Genomic DNA, 17,568 nt, shown 5'->3' on the forward strand with positions numbered 1-17,568 from the left:
CACAACACACACGTATCTCTCAAACGATGACACAAACACCACCGCGGGATGGAGCAGTCCGGTAGCTCGTCAGGCTCATAACCTGAAGGTCGCAGGTTCAAATCCTGCTCCCGCAACCAAATCGAAAAAGCCCCGTGGCAAAACGCCCGGGGATTTCTTGCGTTTGGGGGCTGCCAGTCAGAGTGTTTAGCCGGAAGTTCGAACTCCCACCGGTTCTATTCTCATGTAGCAAGGCAATTCGTCCGGGATTTTATTCCGGCCGAGACGTCGCGCTTACCGTCCCAGGCTCTGCATCGTCTGCCGCGTCTCGGAAATCAGCTTTTCGGTGTCGGCGACGCCGTCGGTCATATGCGAGACGGCTTCGGACAGGTGGTTGGCTTTGGAGCCATTGGGGTCGCCCAGTTTCAGGATTTGCTTCAGTTCGTCATTTGTCGATCGGCCGGCCGCTGCGATCTGCGGGATCTGCCGTGGGTCCGAGGCAGAGACAAATTTGCCGGCGCCGATCTGCCGCATAGCAGAGGCATCGGACTTGGCGCGCTCGTCTTCGCTTGGGACGAAGAAGTAGATCAACGTGCCGCTCAGGAGAACCAAGCTGGCGGTGCGCGACAGCAGGGCGGGGCCTCCGATGAGCAGGTGCCCGATGAATATGCAGATCACGCCGATGCCGAAGGCGTTCAGGAACCCGGTGCTGGCGCTGGACAGAAACTCGACCAACAGGCTGTCGGGGTCTACGCCGATGCCAATTATAAGGTTCTGCAGGAAGTCTTTCATTCGGGCCTCGCCGCTGTTGCTCCTCGGCTCGATGACCGATCTCTGTCCCGAGCCGTGACAGTGAAATAAGGCAACCTCTGGGCACCCGACAGGCGCGAAAGGGGGTGGGCTCGGACAACCTTAGGTCCGTCGTGGAATGGTTGTCATCGGAGGGTCGGCTATGGCGAAGAGTTGAGGGGCGGGAGTGCCAGGGGGCGCGCCAGCATTGGTGCAGTGCCCGCGTGCTTCCACGGACGATGAACTGATGAGCGTTCAGGGCGGGTGGCAGCCTTGGGAGGGTCACGGCGTCTCACATGGGCGTTCGTAATTCTCCTGAAATCAATGACCAAGCCGCCTCCTGACTTCACATCGACCCCCCGCCTCCTCGATCCCATCCCCACGGAACCCTAGCTCCAACACCCCCCAAACCTCCCCCCAACCCCCGCCCTCCACGAGAGCTCCTTTCGCGATTTGGCGTGTTCAGTTTCCCGCATTCCGCTCTAAAATGCGAAAGGCAAGGCGCAGCTACGGAGGAGGCAGCCAGGGTGATCGACGCGGATTTCCATGTCCCGCAATGCGCGGTGGGCGATCTCTTGCCCTATCTCGACGACTACTGGCGGGCGCAGGTCGTGGACCGCGAGCTGCCCTCGATGCCGTTCCGGCTCAGCTCTTATCCCGCCGGGTCGCCGCTCACGGTGAACCCGGAGATGCGCGAGCTGGGCGTCTCGGAGGCGCTTGACACCTACGGCGTGAAGCTCGCCGTCAGCTCGATGCTGCACGGGGTGGTCGGGCTGCACAATCCCGACATGCGCGCGGCGCTCATGGCGGCGGTCAACGACCACCTCGCGGCGACCTGGCTCGCGCAGGAGCCGCGGCTCCGGGGCTCGATCTACGTCTCGGGCGAGGATCCCGAGGCCGCCGTGGCCGAGATCGAGCGGCTCGCGGGCGACGCCCGCTTCGTGCAGGTGCTCATGCTGGCGATGCAGGACCTGCCGCAGGGGCATCGGCGCTACTGGCCGATCTACGCGGCGGCGGAACGGCACGGGCTGGCGGTGGCGATCCACGCGGGCGGGCTCTACCGCCTGCCGCCGAGCGTGGCGGGCTGGCCCTCCTACCAGTTCGAGGACTACGTGGCGCAGAGCCAGGTCTTCGAGAACATCCTGGTCTCCTTCCTGGGCGAGGGGGTCTTTCAGAAGTTCCCCGACCTCAAGCTGGTCTTCCTGGAGTCGGGGTTCGGCTGGCTGCCGACGACGCTCTGGCGCACCGACAAGACCTGGCGCGGCACAAGGCAGGAGGTGCCCTGGCTCGACCGGCGGCCCTCGGAAATCGTGAAGGGCCGGGTCTTCCTGTCGCTGCAGCCCGTGGACATGCCCGGGCCCGAGGAGTTGGCGCGGATCCTGGCCCATATCGGCACGACCGAGATGCTGCTCTTCTCCACCGACTACCCGCACCGGCAGTTCGGGCCCGAAGGTCCGCTGCCCGCGGGGCTGCCCGAGGCGGCGCTTCCGGGCATCCGGGGCGAGAACGCGCTCAACGCCTATCCGCGGCTGGCCCGCGACCCCGCGGCCAAGGCTGCCGCCGCATCCCTGGAGGTGACCCCATGACCCTGACCGAGGCTCCGCGCCCGGGCACGCGGGAGGCATCCGCGCGCCAGAAGCTGCGCATCGTCGATTGCGACATCCACCCCGCGCAGGCCTTGCCGAGCGCGCTCTATCCCTATCTCGAGAAGCGCTGGGTCGATCACCTCGAGACCCATGGCACCTTCATCCGCCAGGCGCTGGTGGGCCAGCTCTCCTATCCGCGCATGACCGCCAACGGCATGCGGGTCGACGCCAAGCCCGAGGCGGGGCCGGCGGGCTCCAGCCTGGAGCTCTTGCGCAGCCAGCATCTCGACCGGCTGGGCATCGAGACCGGCCATCTGGTGGCGCTCGGGCGCGGCGGCATGGAAGAGCGCAATCCCGACCTGTCCGCCGCCATGGCCCGCGCGGTCAACGACTGGCAACTGGCCGAATGGGTCGAACCCGAGCCACGGCTGCGCGCCGGGCTGGTGATCCCCCAGGACAACCCCGAGGCCGCGGTGGCAGAGATCGAGCGCCGCGCCGGCGATCCGCGCTTCTGCCAGGTGGTCATGTCGACCCGCCCGAACGAGACGCTGGGCGCGCGGAAATACTGGCCGATCTACCGCGCCATCGCCGAGGCGGGGCTGCCGCTCTGCCTGCATCCGGCGGGCTATTCCTCGGGCAAGCCCTCGACCGGCACCGGCTGGCCGAGCTTCTACTTCCAGGAACACTACAGCTTCGTGCCGGGCAGCCAGGCGCTGGTCACCAGCCTGGTGATCGAGGGCGTCTTCGAGGAGGTGCCCGACCTGAAGATCGCCATCATCGAGGGCGGCTTCTCCTGGGCCCCGGCGCTCGGCTGGCGCATGGACAAGCATTTCGACACCTTCCACCGCGAGGTGCCGCATCTGCGCGAGAAGCCCTCGGACTACATGCAGCGGCACTTCTGGTGGGCGACCCAGCCCATGGAGGAGCCCAAGAACGGCCGCCACATCGAGGAGGTCATCGACTGGATCGGCTGGGACCGGATCCTCTATTCCTCGGACTATCCCCATTGGGACTACGACGACCCCCATCACATCTTCAAGTTTCCGCTCGATGCCGACCGGCGCGAGGCGGTCTTCGGCGGCAACGCCCGCAAACTCTACGGTTACGCATGACACGGCACGTTCTGGCAAAAGTGGATGATTTCGCCGACCGCGAGGTGCGGCGCATCGAGGCGGGCGGCAAGCCGCTCTGCGTGGCGAAGGTCGACGGGCGGTTCTTCGCCCTGATCGACCGCTGCCCGCATGGCGGCGCGCCGCTCTCGGGCGGGCGGCTCACCGGCACGGTGGAAAGCGACGGGCCGGGGGACTACCGGCTCTGCCGCCGCGACGAGATGCTGAAATGCCCCTGGCACGGCTGGGAGTTCGACCTTGCCACCGGCCAAAGCTGGAGCGACCCCAAGGCCACCCGCACAAGGGCGCTCAGCCCCGAGGCCATGCAGGGCGCGGAGGTGGTCAAAGGGCCCTATGTCGCCGAGACCATCCCGGTGGAGATCGACGGAACCTATCTTGTCGTCGATCTGCCCTGACCCCGGGCGCTCAGGCGAGCATCCGGGCGAAGGCGGCGCGCATCTCCTCCATGTCCGGCTGGCCAGGGTAGGACAGGGGCGGCGCGGGGGTGACCGTGACCCAGGCGCGGCGCCGGTCGGTGAAGATCTCCGCGCAGGGGCGCAGCCAGTCCGGGTCGTCGAGCGTGCCGGCCTTGAGGCTCACGAAGGGGCTGCCCTCGGCCCGCACGTGCCAGAGCCGCGTGCCGCAGTCGGGACAATAGAGACAATGCATCGACCGGCCCGAGGCCGCCTGCCGCGCGAAGGTGGCGGGGGCGCCGGTGACGCGCAGGCTCTCGGCATGGACCTGCAGCGACTGCCCGAAGGCGCTTCCCGACTGGCGCTGACAATCCCGGCAATGGCAGATGTAGAAGGCCGCGGGCGCCGCGCCGATCTCGTAGCGGATCGCGCCGCATTGGCAGCCGCCGCCGAGCGGCAAGTGGGGCAGGGCAATCTCGGGCATGGGCGCCTCGTCTCTTGGGGTCTGCCGCGATCATTCCCGCCCGGGGCTTCGGCTGCAAGGGGCGGGGCATGAGCGGCCCCGCGGCGCGGGCGGCGCGCTTCCTCGATCCCGCGACGCCGCCGACGCTCGGCACGCTGATCGCCGTGACCGGCGTCGCCGCCATGTCGATGAACATCTTCCTGCCCTCGCTGCCGCGCATCGCCGAGGATCTGGACGCGGGCTACGGGGCGGTGCAGCTCTCGGTCGCGCTTTATCTTGCCAGCACCGCGGTCATGCAGGTCTTCCTGGGCCCGCTGGCCGATCGCTACGGGCGGCGGCCGGTGCTGCTCGGGGCCTTCGCGCTCTACATCGCGGCGAGCCTCGTCTGCGCCCTGGCCGAAAGCCTCGCGGTCTTTCTGGGCGCGCGCATGGTGCAGGCGGCGGTCTATTCCGGGGTGATCCTGGCGCGCGCCATCGTGCGCGACCTTGCCGGGCCCGACGAGGCGGCGGCGCGCATCGGGGCGGTCACCATGGGCATGGCGCTGGTGCCCATGGTCAGCCCCGCGCTTGGCGGGCTGCTCGAGGACCTTTTGGGCTGGCGCGCCTCCTTCTGGCTGATGACGGTGCTGGGCGCGCTCGCCATGGCGCTCATTTGGCGCGACCTGGGCGAGACCGGCCCGCGCGCCTATGCGAGCCTCGGCGCGCAGCTGCGCGGCTATCCCGAGCTGCTCGCGGCGCCGCGCTTCTGGGCTTACAGCCTCGCGGCGGCCTGCGCGGCGGGCACCTTCTTCGCCTATCTCGGCGGCGCGCCCTTCCTCGGCAGCCATGTCTTCGGGCTGGCGCCGGTGGAGCTGGGGCTGCTCTTCGGCTCGACCTCGCTGGGCTATGTCTGCGGCAGTTTCCTCTCGACCCGGCTGTCGGCGCGGCACGGGGTGCTGCGCATGACGCTGGCGGGCTCGCTGACGACGACGCTGGCCATCGCGCTCTCGCTCGCGCTGTTCCTGCTGGGTCTCGGCAGCGCCTACAGCTTCTTCGGGCTCACCGTGATCGTGGGCGTGGGCTACGGCATGACGCTGCCCAATGCGACCTCGGGCGCGCTGTCGGTGCGCCCACACCTGGCGGGCACTGCCAGCGGGCTGGGCGGGGCTCTGATGATCGGCGGAGGGGCCGCGCTCTCGGCCTTTGCAGGCGCGGTCATGGTGCCCGGCGCCGGGGCCGAGCGGCTGCTGCTGATCCAGGGGGCGGCCTCGCTCACCGGGGTGGTGGCGACGCTCTTCATTGCCCGTCGCGAGGGATTGCGCCGGTGATCCCGCTCACCTTTCGCAAAACGCGAAAGCAGAAGGAATTATTTTCCATATTGTTTCGTGAATCGCGACAGGCGAAGGTCGATGCAAGAGATGAGGCCCGATCACCGGGCAGGGAGGGAACATGGCGCGTCGCCGTCTGAAAGCGTCGGAACTGCGGTCGAACTTCGAGCCGGGAAGCTCCCGTTGGGCGGTCCGCCGGGCGCAATGGCGGGCCCTGGGGCTCAGCGATGCGGATATGGAAAAGCCCAAGATCGCCGTGGTGAACACCTCCTCGGAGATCGCCATCTGCTTTTCCCACCTCGACGGCATCGCCAAGCGCGCGAAAGAGGCGATCCGCGCCGCGGGCGGGCTGCCTTTCGAGATCCGCACCACCGCGCCCTCGGATTTCATCCTCTCGGCGGGGCGGCGGGCGACCTACATCCTGCCGTCGCGCGATCTGATCGCCAATGACGTCGAACTGCAGGTCGAAGGGCCGCAGCTCGACGGGATGCTGATGTTGACCTCCTGCGACAAGACCGTGCCGGGGCAGCTCATGGCCGCCGCGCGGCTCGACATCCCGACGCTCATGGTGGTCTGCGGCTACCAGGCCTCGGGCGAAATCGCGGGCGAGCACGTCGACATCGAGGAGGTCTTCCTGCACGCGGGCTACCACGCCCAGGGCGCGACCAGCTTCGACCGGCTGAAGGAGATGAGCGAACAGGCGATCCGCTCGCCGGGGGTCTGTTCGGGCATGGGCACCGCCAATTCCATGCATTCGGTGACCGAGGCGCTTGGCCTGGCGCTGCCCGGCGCGGCCCCGGTCGCGGCCAATTCGCCCGCCATGTGGGACCAGGTCGACCGCGCCGGCGCGCGGCTCGTCGAGATGATCTGGGAGGACCTGCGCCCGCGTGAGATCCTGACGCCCGCGGCCTTCCGCAACGCCGCGCGGGTGAACCTTGCGCAGGCCGGATCGATCAACTGCATCAAGCACCTGCAGGCCGTGGCGCTGGAGGCGGGCGCGGATGTCGACCTCTACGAGACCTTCGACCGCGAGTCCGACCGCATCCCGGTGCTGACCGCGGTGCGGCCCATCGGCAGCCACAGCATCGAAGCCTTCGAGGCTGCGGGCGGCGCCCGGGGCACGATGAAACGGCTTGAACCGCTGCTCGAGACCGAGGCGCTGACCTGCACCGGCCAGACGCTTGCGGCCAACCTCGAGGGCGTGGAGATCACCGATGACGCGGTGATCCGCCCGCTCGACGATCCCCATGCCAGCGAACCGGCGATCGTGCTTCTGAAAGGCACGCTCGCGCCCAACACCGGCATCGTGAAGGTCGGGCTGCGCACGCCCGACCGCAAGCTGACCTTCCGCGGCCCGGCCCGGGTCTTCGAGACCTCGGCCGACGCCGAGGCGGCGCTCTCGGCCGGGCGCATCAAGCCCGGCGACGTGCTGGTCCTGCGCCGCCAGGGCGTGCGCGGCGGCCCCGGCATGGGCGGCGCCTCGCGGCTGGTCTTCGCGGTCGAGGGCGCGGGGCTCGGCCCCGAGGTGGCGGTGGTCACCGACGGCCAGCTTTCGGGCCTCGTGAACAAGGGGCTGGTGGTCGGCGAGGTGCAGCCCGAATGGGCCGAGGCCGGCCCCATCGCGCTGGTCGAGGACGGCGACACGATCGCCATCGACGTGCGCGAGAAGCGCCTCGACCTCGAGGTTTCGGCCGCCGAACTGGCCCGCCGCCGCGCCGCTTTCATCCCGCCCGAGCCGACCACCGATTCCGGGTGGCTCTCGGTCTACGAACGCACGGTCAGCGATCTGCGCAAGGGCGCCTCGCTGATTCCCGACGCCCGCCGAAAGGAGAAATGAGATGTCCTACGGACGCCCCATAAACCCCGAAACCACCATCGTCCGCCACTCCGGCGAGGTGCCCCACCGCGAGATCGAGGTCGACCTCTGCGTCGTCGGCGCGGGCATCTCCGGCACCACCACCGCGCTTGAGGCGGCGCGGCTCGGCCAAAGCGTGGTCATCGTCGACGGGATGCCGGCGCTTGGCGGCCAGGCGGTCAATTCGATCATCGGCACCTTCTGCGGGCTTTACCGCAACGGCACCCACGGCCATCGCTTCACCTTCGGCATCGTCGACGACATGCTCGACTGGCTCGAACGCGACGAGGCGCTGCACTACCGCCATGGGCCGATGACCACGGTGGTGCATTACAACGAGATCTCGCTGTCGCGCTGGGTCGAGACCCGGATCGACCAGGCCGGGGTGATCCCGGTGACCGGCGCCACCCTGCGCGGCGTCACCACCGAGGGCCGGCGCATCACCGCGCTGCATCTGGTGACCCGCTACGGCGACGTGACGATCCGCGCCCAGGGCTTCGCCGATTGCTCGGGCGACGCGGCGCTGACCTATCTCGCCGGTTTCGAATGCCGCGAGCCGGTCGAGAAGATCTACGGCTCCCAGCAGGCGGTGGTCGAGGGCATCAAGGTCGACGTGGAGCCGCCCGCCCGCGAGGAGCTGGCCCAGCGCATCGCCGAGAAGGCCGAGGACTACGGGTTGATCCGCAAGAACGGGCTGATGTTCTACTTCCCCGGCAAGGATGTCGCGGTGATGAACATGACCCACGTGGAGACGCCGCTCGATCCGATCGAGGCCTCGCGCACCGGGCTCATCGGCAAGGACCAGGTCGACCGGGGCATCCAGCTTCTTCGGCGCGAATATCCAGAGATCTTCGGCGAGATCACCGTGCGCTCCTACGGGCTGCCGGGCATCCGCCAGACCCGCTGGATCAAGGCCAAGCACCACATCGTGGTGGACGAGGTGGTCAACCAGGTGAAATTCGACGACGCCATCGCCCGGACCGCCTGGCCGATCGAGCTGCACAACGCCGCCGAGGGCTTCGTCTGGACCACCTTCGACGAGGATCACACCCATTACGTGCCCTTCTCCTCGATGATCTCGCCCGAGGCCGACAACCTTGTCGCCGTGGGCCGCTGCATCGACGGCGATCCGGCGGCGCTGTCCTCGGTCCGGGTCATGGGTCCCTGCATGGCGCAGGGCATGGCCGCGGCCAATGCGCTGGAGCTCGCGGGCAGCGGCTCGGTGCACCAGCTCGACATCGGCGCGCTGCAGGACCGGGTGCGCGACAACCTCGACCGCACCGACGGCGTGGCGCCCTGAGACGGAAAAAAGGCAAGAAGACCATGACATTCCCTCGCGCAGCGCAGATCCTGGAAGACCGGAGCATCCGGGCCCGGCGCTGCCGTGCGCGGGGGATGGGGCAGGACGGCCTTTCGCAAAATGCGAAAGACCTCAACGCAATATCGCTTCTTATCGCACGAGGCGGGGCTGGCTACAGTGAGGGCAGGGAGGACATGACATGCGCTTGAGCGATGCCGAACAGGCCATGCTCGACGGCCAGGAGGGCCAGGCCAAGGCCCGCGCGATGGACCTGCTCCTGCGCTACGGCGAGGCGCTCGGCGCGGAGCGCATGGTCGAGGTCGCCCATGTCGCCGGCACCTGGTCCGCGACCACGCCTTTCGTGCAGGCGGGCCTGAAGCGCCCCGACGATTTCGACAGCATCTTCTCGCGGTTCAACCTCGATTCCGACGCGGTGGTCGAAGTGCCTCGCGCGGTGGTGCCGACCTGCCAGCTGATCCACGGGATCGACACCCGCAACTACGCTGCGCAGGGCTTCTCCGACGACCAGGCCGATCTGCAGCGCGCTTCGGAGCGGTTCTTCGGGTCGCGCGGGGTGCAGTGGAACTCCACCTGCACGCCCTACCAGGTCGGCCAGACCCCGCTTCGGGGCGATCACCTGGCCTGGATGGAAAGCTCCGCCGTGGTCTATGCCAACGCGGTGCTTGGCGCGCGCACCAATGTCGAGGGGCGGGAATCGACCGGCGCCGCCTCGATCACCGGGCGCATTCCCTACTTCGGGCTGCATATCCCCGCGAACCGCTTTGCCACCCATCTCGTGCGGGTCGAGGTTCCGGTCGAGAGCATGATGGACTGGGGCCTCCTGGGCTACGCCCTGGGCGAGATGGTCGCCGAGGACATCCCCGTCCTCGAGGGCATCACGTGTAAGCCCGAACCGGAATGGCTGAAGCATTTCGGCGCGGCGGCGGCCTCTTCGGGCGGGGTGGAGATGTATCACATCCCCGGGCTCACGCCCGAGGCCGACAGCGTCGAAGAGGCGCTCGGCGGCCAGGCCCCGCGCGTCGTGCACCGCTACGGCGCGGCCGAGCGGCGGCGCGCCTGGGAGGCGCTCAACGGGGCCAACACCCGCGACGACGTGAATTTCGTGATGCTCGGCTGTCCGCATAATTCGGCCAAGCAGATGTGGCGCATCGCTGAGCTGCTGGAAGGCAAGCGCCTGCACGACGGCGTGGCGCTCTGGGTGCATACCCCGCGCCAGATCCGCCATCTCTGCGACGAGAGCGGCATCACCGAGATCATCGAGGCCGCGGGCGCGCTGGTCATGTCCGACAGCTGCCCGGCGATCAACCGCATGTTGCCCGAGGGCACCGAGGTCATCGCCACCGACAGCTGCAAGCAGGCCCATTACCTGCCCGCGATCAGCGGCAAGCCGACCTGGTTCGGCGGGCTGGAGCATTGCATCGAGGCGGCGCTGACCGGGCGCTTCCGGGGGAGGCCGGAATGAGCGCACCCGACAAGACCGATCAGACCGACATGACCGATCAGACCGACATGGCCGGCGAAACCCTGGTGATCCAGGGCCGCGGGGTCGTCGGCGGCGTGGCCGAGGGCGAGGCCTTCGTCACCCGCGAGACGGTCTCGGGCTGGGGCGGCATCGACGCGCGCAGCGGCACGATCACCGAGCAGCGCCACGAGAAGCGCGGCGAAAGCTTCGCCGGCAAGGTGCTGGTCTTTCCCGGCGCCAAGGGCAGCTCGGGCTGGTCGCATTATTTCCACGCCACCCGGCGGCTGGGCACCGCGCCCAAGGCGATGCTCTTCACGGTGATGACCACCAAGGTGGCGCTGGGCGCCGTGGTCACGCGGGTGCCCGCGGTGACCGAATTCGACCGCGATCCCTTCGAGGTGATCGAGGACGGCGACTGGGTCCGCGTGGACGGGGACAAGGGACGGGTCGAGGTGGTCAAACGGCCACCCCGGCGCTGATCGGCAGGCGGCGGAGGTTCAAGACCGCAGGCGATCGGCGACGACATGGTAAGTCAAGGAGGAGAAGACCATGAATGCACCTAAGACAAGCGTAGCGGCGCTTGCCGTCCTCGCGCTGAGCGGGCCGGCAATGGCCGACGAGTTCATCTTCGGGTCCTGGTTCGGGGTGAACCACTCGGTGAACGCCAAGGGGCTCGCCCCCTATTTCGAGCTTCTGCGCGAGAAATCCGACGGCGAGATCGACTGGGACCTGGTGCCCGGCGCGCAGCTCGCCTCGGGGCCGGGCACGCCCGAGGCGGTGGCCACCGGGCTCATGGACGCGGGCATCGCCATCGCGCCCTACCAGCCGCGGATGATGCCCAACACCAACTTCGTCTTCTCGCATTCGCTGCCCGGCGACGACGCCCTGGCCGCGACCGGCGCGATGAACGAGACCATCATGCTGGGCTGCTCCGGCTGCCAGGACGAATACCGCAACAACAACGCGGTGGGCTTCGCGGGCTATTCCACGACGCCCTACCGCTTCATGTGCCGCGACATGGTCGACGAGGTCTCCGACCTGCAGGGCAAGAAGGTCCGCGCCTCGGGCGGCGGCGTGAAGATCAGCGAGATCGCCGGCGCCACCCCGGTTTCCATGTCGCCCGCCGAGGCCACCACGGCGCTCGAGCGCGGCACGCTCGACTGCGTCTTGGGCGCGGTCTCCTGGCTGCGCTCCTACGGCTACATGGACGTGGTCGAAAGCGTGGTCGACAGCCCGATGGGCATGGGCGGCCCGCCGATCATGATGTTCGTGAACCGCGACAGCTGGGGCGCCATGACGCCCGAGATGCGCGCCATGCACATCGAGCTGGCCCCCGACCTCGTGGCCGGTGCCGCCTATGACGGCCAGGTCACCTACGACGCGGACATCATCGCCGCCGCCAAGGAGGCCGGCGTGGCCTTCCCCGAAGGCGGAGAGGATTTCGCCGAGGTCATGGCCACCCATGACACCAACCAGCGCGCCGCCAATATCGCGGCGGCCGAGGATGCGGGCGCCAGCGATCCGCAGGCGGTTCTCGACTACTACACCGCCGCCTACGAACGCTGGCAGGGGCTTCTGGACGAGCGCGGCCGCGACCGCGACGCCTTCCGCAGCCTGCTGTGGGACGAGGTCTATGCCAAGGTCGACCCCGAGTCGCTCTGAGCTGGACCACACCGGGCGGGGCGGGCTCCCTGCCGCCCCGCCACAACTCGAATGAGGCATCGCATGAAAGCGGTTAAGGCGCTCTACGACGGCGCGATCACGGTCTCGGCCTGGGTCGCGGGTGTCGCCACCTTCCTGATGATGATCATGGTGACCGCCGATGTGATCGGGCGGAACCTGTTCAACCATCCGATCACCGGCACGGTCGAGATCGTATCGAACTACAACATGGTGATGCTGGCCTTCCTGCCGCTTGCGCTGATCGCCAAGGAGCGGGGCCATATCATCGTGGAGCTTTTCACCGGCTGGATGAAGCGCCGCGCCCGGACCGCGCTGGATGCCGCCATGGCGGTGGTCACCCTGGTCTATGTCAGCGCCTTCACCTGGAAGGCCATAGATATCGCCCAGTCTAAGACGCGGATCCGCGACGCCAAGGAATCCGGCGCCGGCTTCATCGAGATCTGGCCGGCGCGCTGGGTCGTGGTGATCGGCTTCGGGCTCATGGCCGTGGTGGTCGCCGTGGTGCTGGTCAAGGACCTGCGCGCGGTCCTGCGCGACGACGGATACGACGACGGCGACGACGGCGCGGGCCATATCCGCGACGCCCTCGAGGAAGGGGAGGTCAAGCTGTGAGCGATGCACTTCTCGGTTTCGGCAGTCTCGGCCTGATCCTGGTCCTGATCGCCATTCGCATTCCCATCGGGGTCGCGCTGGGCGTGGTCTCCTTCCTGGGCTTCACATTGGTCCGCAACGAGAAGGTCGCCTTCTCGGTGATGATGTCCACGCCTTTCGAGGTGGCCTCGAAATGGGGTCTCTCGGCGATCCCGATGTTCATCCTGATGGGCGCCGTGGCCCATGCCACGGGCATCAGCCAGGCGCTTTTCCGCGCCGCCAGGGTCTGGCTCTCGGGCCTGCCGGGCGGGCTCGCGGTGGCGACCAACCTTTCGGCGGCGGGCTTCGCCGCGGCCTCGGGCTCCTCGGTGGCGACAGCGGCCACCATGGGCCGGATCGCCATCCCAGAGATGCTGCGCGCGGGCTATGCCCCGAGCCTGGCCACCGGGGTCGTGGCCTCGGCCGGCACGCTCGGCGCGCTGATCCCGCCTTCGATCCTCTTCGTGATCTACGGCGTCTTCGCCGAGGTCTCGATCACCAAGCTGCTGATCGCCGGGGTGATCCCGGGCCTGCTGACCGCCGGGGTCTACACCCTGATGCTAATCGGGCGCTGCTACTTCGATCCCAGCGTCGCCCCGCCGCTCGACCGGACCATCGACCGGGCCGAGCTCTGGCGGATGCGCTGGACGTCTCTGGCGCCGGTCTGGCCGCTCCTGGTGCTGATCATCGGCATCATCGGCGGGCTCTACGGCGGCATCGTCACCCCGACCGAAGCCGGGGCCGCCGGGGCCGCGCTGGCCTTCGTGGTCGCCGCGCTGCAGGGCCGGCTCACCCGCGGGGTGGTCACCGAAAGCATCATGGAGGCGGTGAAGACCACCGCGCAGCTCCTCTTCGTGGCCTATGGCGCGGTGATGTACACCCGCTTCCTGGCGCTGATCGGCTTCCCCGATCTGCTGGTCGCCATGATGGGCGACTGGGCGGTCGACCCGGTGCTGATGCTGGTGGCGATCTCGCTGATCTACATCCTCCTGGGGATGTTCCTCGACCCGCTGGGCGTGCTGCTTCTGACGCTGCCCATCGTGCAGCCGATCTTCGCGGCCCTCGGGCTCGATCCGATCTGGCTGGGCGTGATCGTGGTCAAATACATCGAGATCGGGCTTCTGACGCCGCCGGTGGGCTTCAACGCCTATGTGGTCAAGAACGTGGTCGGCGACGCCATCCCGCTCGAGACCATCTTCCGGGGCATCGGCTGGTTCCTGGCCTGCGAGGCGGTGATCATGGTCCTGCTCCTGGGCTTCCCGGAAATCTCGCTCTGGCTGCCGAACTCGATGCAGTAAGCGCGGGGCCTCACCGGTCCCAGGGGGCCGGGTCGAACTCTTGCCTGAGGTGCTCGATCATCGCGAGCACCTCGGGCTTGTTTCGTTTGTGGCGCGGCACCATGGCCTTGAACCAATAGGGTTCGATGGGGAAATCGGGCAGCAGCACCTCGAGGTCGCCGGCCTGGATCGCCGATCGGGCGAGGAACTCGGGCGCGATGGTCAGCCCCTGGCCCTCGACCGCGGCATCGACGAGCAGCCGGCTGTCGTTCACCGTGAAGCGCGCGCGGATGTCCACCGCGACCGGCCCGCTGCCGCTCGAGAAGGTCCAGGAGAGGCCCACCGGCACGAAGGCCAGGCAGTCGTGACCGAGGATGTCGGTGGGGCTTTGCGGCCGGCCCTTGGCCTCGAGGTAGCCCGGCGATGCCACCAGCACGCGCGGGTATTCGCAAAGCGGGATCTCGTCGACGCTGGCGAAGGACTGGGGCAGGGCGCCCAGCGCGATGTCGAGCCCTTCCTCCAGCGGGTTGACCAGCCGGTCCATGAGCAAGAGCTCGGCCGAGACGTCGCGATGCGCCTCGAGGAAGCGCGCGATGGAGCGGCCCACGAACATCGTGCCGATGGTGGTGGGCGACTTGATCCGCAGGCTGCCCGACATGTCCCGCCCCGGCGCGCGAAATTCCGAGATCGCCTCTTCCAGCTCGACGACCAGGAGCTGCAGCTGCGGGCGCAGCCGCTCGCCCTCGGGGGTGAGGCTGAGCTTGCGGGTGGAGCGGTGGAAGAGCGGCTTGCCGACCTCGTGCTCCAGCCGGTTGACGCGCTTGGTGATGACCGAGGGCGCGGTGCCCAGCTCGCGCGCCGCGGCCGAGAAGCCCCCGCTGCGGGCGGTCACGAGGAACGCCTTGATATCAATGAGCATCGTCATGGGATGAGAGCGCCACGCTGGTGTCGCGCGGTCAAGGGGAAAAGGGGGGGGGCTTGAGCGTTGTCTGAGGTGAGACCCTGGGACTGGGAGAGCGGTTCATGTTGAGGACGGTCGGCCCGGATCACGGGCCGTGTGACCACTGAGGACGAGACTTCCAAGAGACGGCACCAGACGCGCCGTGCCAGCGGCGGTTCTAAACAGCTACCCAATCGAGACGACGGTGAACCCACATCGGTTCACTGCCCAAAGGCAGGTGCTTTTCGCCACCATCTCGGATCACCCCTACCACCCCCTCAACCCGTCCCTACAGAGGGCGCGCGCCGGACCGGGGGCCGGCGCTGCTGACATCCGGGCGATGCGCTTTATCCCAGCAAGGTCAGGAAAAGCTGTGAGCTAGGCACGCCACTCCAAGGAGCGCCGGCCCAAGGGGCCGGTCCGGCGCGCGCCCGGCACCTTCGGTGCAATTCGGGCGCAAGAGGGCCGAGGTCAGTGCGCAGGTCGAAGGGACCTGCGGGGGGCGAGGGCAGGGCAGAAAGGCGCGGAATGGGCTGGAGCGCCCCGGAATGACCGCCACTGCGTGGCGTCCGAGACTGAAAATCAGACCCGCATGTCAGTCCGCGCGGCCGCGGTGGATTGAGCCGGTTCACCGCCCTCTAGGCAGATCAATGAACGACCTCGGGCCTTCGCCTCAGTAGGCCTGCGCGCAGAAAGCCCTCATCCCCCCAGCCCTCACGCCCGATACCCGATGTCGATCCGCGCCTTGCCGCCGACGAGGCGCGAGACGCAGGCGCACATCTTGTCGCCGGCCTGCTTCTCGCTCTCGGAGAAGAACACGTCGCGGTGGTCGAGCGTGCCGCTGGCCTCCAGCACATCGACCGAGCAGAGCCCGCATTCGCCGCGCTGGCAGTCGTAGATCATCTCGACCCCGGCCTCGAGCAAGGCGCTCAGGAGCGTCTCGTCCTCGGCCACGGTCACCGTGCGCTCGAGGCCCGCGACCTCGACCTCGAAGGGCCGCTCGGCATGGGCGCCGCTGTCGCCGAAGACCTCGTAGCGCAGCCGGCTGATCGGCCGGCCCGCCGCCGCCCAGGCGGATTTCGCCGCCTCGAGCATGGGCAGGGGCCCGCACATGTAAAGCTCGGCCTCCGGGTGCAGCTCGGCGATCAGCGCGTGCAGATCCGGGCGCTCGCCGTCGGCGTCGCTGTAAAACCGCGCGCGCGGACCCAGAAGCGCCTCGAGCTCGGCGCGATAGGCCATGGCCCCGGGCCGCTCGGCCCCGTAGTGCAGCGCCACATCCGCCCCCCGCGCGGTCAGCGCGCGGGCCATGCCGAGGATCGGGGTGATCCCGATGCCACCCGCGAGAAGCAGATACTGCGGCGCGCGCCAGGACAGGGCAAAGCGGTTCTCGGGCAGGGTCACCCGCACGCGGTCGCCCTCGGAGAGGCTCCAGATATAGGCCGAGCCGCCGCGGCTGTTCACCCGCCGCTTGACCGCCACGCCCAGCGTGCCCTCGGGGCTCGGCACGCAGGTATAGGAGCGCAGCGTCGTACCGCCGCCCAGCGGCACCTCGATCCGCAGGTGGCTGCCGGGGTCGAAGCCCGGCAGCTCCGCCTCGGGGGCGAAACACACCCGGCGCACGTCCTCGGCGATGTCCTCGGTGCTGACGACCCTTGCGTCGACCCAGTGATCGGCCTGTTTCATGGCTCTTACTCCGCCGCGATGTCGGCGGTGTCGCGTTCGCGCGCGACCATCCGGTCGATCAGCTTGCGCGCCCACATCGAGCCGCCGTCGATGTTGAGGTTGTAGAAGACGTGGTCGGGGTTGTCGTCGATGGCCTTCTGCTGGGCTTCGAGGATCTCCTCGTCCTCGCGGAAGATGCCCGAGACACCCTCGACGATGCGCTGGGTGAGGCTCTGTTCCTCGGTGCGGAATGAGCGCGCGAAGCCCCAGAAGTAATGGCAGGTCTTGTCGGTCTCGGGGGTGATCGTGTTCAGGACCATGCCGCGCACGCCCTTGGACAGATCGCCCTCGGGCACGCCGGTGCCGGTCGGCGCCACGCCCACGTCGATGGCGATGGTCGAGGGCGCCTCGAAGTTGATCACCTGCCAGCGGTCCACATGCTCGGCCTGGCCCAGGTTCTCGGCCCAGAAGGGCGGGGCGGTGATGTCCTCCATGATCCGGGTCACCGTGGCGGTGGTGTCGGTATGGGTGACGCTGAAGGGCGCCTCGGCCACCGCGCGGTTGCCAATCGAGGAGCCGTGCACGAAGGTCTCATGGGTCAGGTCCATGAGGTTGTCGACCACCAGCCGATAGTCGCATTTGGCGTGGATCACCCGCCCGTCCGAGACCCACTCGGGGTCGTCGTGCCAATGCAGATCGGGCACCAGCGCGGGATCGGCCAGGGCCGGATCGCCGGGCCAGACCCAGATGAAGCGGTGTTTCTCGACCACCGGGTAGCTGGTCACGCAGGCCGAAGGATTGATGGTGTCCTGGGACGGCATGTATACACAGCGGCCCGTGTCATCAAATTCCAGCCCGTGGTAGGCGCAGATCACATTGTCGCCGTGCAGCTCCCCCTTGGAGAGCGGCAGCAGCCGGTGCCAGCAGGCGTCCGCCAGGGCCGCGGCCTCACCATTTTCTTTTCTGTAAAGGACAATCGGCTTGTTGCAGATGCGGCGGGAAAACAGCTTCCGGCCGATCTCATTGTCGGTGGCGGCAACGTACCAGGCATTCAGAGGGAACATGGCGGTCTCCAGTTCAGTCGTCTTGGGG

16 protein-coding genes and 1 tRNA gene are annotated in these 17,568 nt (G+C 68.3%); 12 read left to right on the forward strand and 5 right to left on the reverse strand.

The genetic code is table 11. The annotated features are described in order from the left end of the window. Positions 1–42 precede the first annotated feature (42 nt). Positions 43–119: transfer RNA gene (locus LR948_RS17850), tRNA-Met, on the forward strand. A gap of 154 nt (positions 120–273) precedes the next feature. Here the strand turns inward: LR948_RS17850 and LR948_RS17855 are convergent. Continuing rightward, positions 274–771 (reverse strand): hypothetical protein, encoded by a 498-nt coding sequence (locus tag LR948_RS17855; protein WP_232755449.1) that lies wholly within the window; start codon positions 769–771, stop codon positions 274–276. 524 nt (positions 772–1,295) lie between these two features. On the opposite strand from LR948_RS17855, the gene LR948_RS17860 reads away from it, so the two are divergent. From LR948_RS17860 to LR948_RS17870, 3 genes are read left to right on the forward strand one after another with little or no spacing between them, the layout of a single operon-like run. Continuing rightward, positions 1,296–2,354 carry an amidohydrolase family protein gene (locus LR948_RS17860; RefSeq protein ID WP_232755450.1) on the forward strand — a complete coding sequence of 353 codons (1,059 nt, stop codon included), beginning with the start codon at positions 1,296–1,298 and terminating at the stop codon, positions 2,352–2,354. Beyond that, positions 2,351–3,466: an amidohydrolase family protein gene (locus tag LR948_RS17865; RefSeq protein ID WP_232755451.1), complete on the forward strand. Its 1,116-nt coding sequence runs from the start codon at positions 2,351–2,353 to the stop codon at positions 3,464–3,466. Before LR948_RS17860 ends, LR948_RS17865 begins: the two co-directional genes overlap by 4 nt. Further along, entirely contained in the window at positions 3,463–3,879 is a 417-nt protein-coding gene (locus LR948_RS17870) for a Rieske (2Fe-2S) protein (protein WP_232755452.1), read from the forward strand. Before LR948_RS17865 ends, LR948_RS17870 begins: the two co-directional genes overlap by 4 nt. Before the next feature lie 10 nt (positions 3,880–3,889). On the opposite strand, the gene LR948_RS17875 is transcribed toward LR948_RS17870, so the two are convergent. Then, positions 3,890–4,360 carry a GFA family protein gene (locus LR948_RS17875; RefSeq protein ID WP_232755453.1) on the reverse strand — a complete coding sequence of 157 codons (471 nt, stop codon included), beginning with the start codon at positions 4,358–4,360 and terminating at the stop codon, positions 3,890–3,892. Between the two features lie 68 nt (positions 4,361–4,428). On the opposite strand from LR948_RS17875, the gene LR948_RS17880 reads away from it, so the two are divergent. From LR948_RS17880 to LR948_RS17915, 8 genes are all read left to right on the forward strand, one after another. Beyond that, positions 4,429–5,646, forward strand: a complete 1,218-nt coding sequence (locus LR948_RS17880) for a multidrug effflux MFS transporter (RefSeq protein ID WP_232755454.1) — start codon at positions 4,429–4,431, stop codon at positions 5,644–5,646. A gap of 121 nt (positions 5,647–5,767) precedes the next feature. Further along, positions 5,768–7,483, forward strand: coding sequence for a dihydroxy-acid dehydratase (locus tag LR948_RS17885; protein ID WP_232755455.1), 1,716 nt, complete (start codon positions 5,768–5,770; stop codon positions 7,481–7,483). 1 nt (position 7,484) lies between these two features. After that, on the forward strand, positions 7,485–8,801 hold the full coding sequence (locus LR948_RS17890; protein WP_232755456.1) for an FAD-dependent oxidoreductase: 1,317 nt from the start codon (positions 7,485–7,487) through the stop codon (positions 8,799–8,801). Between the two features lie 199 nt (positions 8,802–9,000). Beyond that, complete coding sequence (locus LR948_RS17895; protein WP_232755457.1) at positions 9,001–10,284, forward strand: aconitase X catalytic domain-containing protein; 1,284 nt, start codon at positions 9,001–9,003, stop codon at positions 10,282–10,284. Next, positions 10,281–10,763 (forward strand): aconitase X swivel domain-containing protein, encoded by a 483-nt coding sequence (locus LR948_RS17900; RefSeq protein ID WP_232755458.1) that lies wholly within the window; start codon positions 10,281–10,283, stop codon positions 10,761–10,763. Before LR948_RS17895 ends, LR948_RS17900 begins: the two co-directional genes overlap by 4 nt. A 70-nt stretch (positions 10,764–10,833) precedes the next feature. Further along, positions 10,834–11,946, forward strand: coding sequence for a hypothetical protein (locus LR948_RS17905; RefSeq protein WP_232755459.1), 1,113 nt, complete (start codon positions 10,834–10,836; stop codon positions 11,944–11,946). Between the two features lie 63 nt (positions 11,947–12,009). After that, on the forward strand, positions 12,010–12,579 hold the full coding sequence (locus tag LR948_RS17910; protein ID WP_232755460.1) for a TRAP transporter small permease: 570 nt from the start codon (positions 12,010–12,012) through the stop codon (positions 12,577–12,579). Continuing rightward, the gene (locus LR948_RS17915; RefSeq protein WP_232755461.1) at positions 12,576–13,895 is read left to right on the forward strand and encodes a TRAP transporter large permease; all 1,320 of its coding nucleotides are present in this window, start codon (positions 12,576–12,578) and stop codon (positions 13,893–13,895) included. The genes LR948_RS17910 and LR948_RS17915 overlap by 4 nt, the downstream gene beginning before the upstream one ends. Before the next feature lie 10 nt (positions 13,896–13,905). On the opposite strand, the gene LR948_RS17920 is transcribed toward LR948_RS17915, so the two are convergent. The 3 genes from LR948_RS17920 to LR948_RS17930 form a co-directional block, all read right to left on the reverse strand. Beyond that, positions 13,906–14,799: a LysR family transcriptional regulator gene (locus LR948_RS17920; protein WP_232755462.1), complete on the reverse strand. Its 894-nt coding sequence runs from the start codon at positions 14,797–14,799 to the stop codon at positions 13,906–13,908. Between the two features lie 729 nt (positions 14,800–15,528). Further along, positions 15,529–16,497, reverse strand: a complete 969-nt coding sequence (locus LR948_RS17925; RefSeq protein WP_232755463.1) for a PDR/VanB family oxidoreductase — start codon at positions 16,495–16,497, stop codon at positions 15,529–15,531. Positions 16,498–16,502: 5 nt separating this feature from the next. Then, the gene (locus LR948_RS17930) at positions 16,503–17,540 is read right to left on the reverse strand and encodes an aromatic ring-hydroxylating dioxygenase subunit alpha (protein WP_232755464.1); all 1,038 of its coding nucleotides are present in this window, start codon (positions 17,538–17,540) and stop codon (positions 16,503–16,505) included. Positions 17,541–17,568 lie beyond the last annotated feature (28 nt).

This window comes from Roseivivax sp. GX 12232 (assembly GCF_021272185.1).
Lineage (GTDB): Bacteria > Pseudomonadota > Alphaproteobacteria > Rhodobacterales > Rhodobacteraceae > Roseivivax.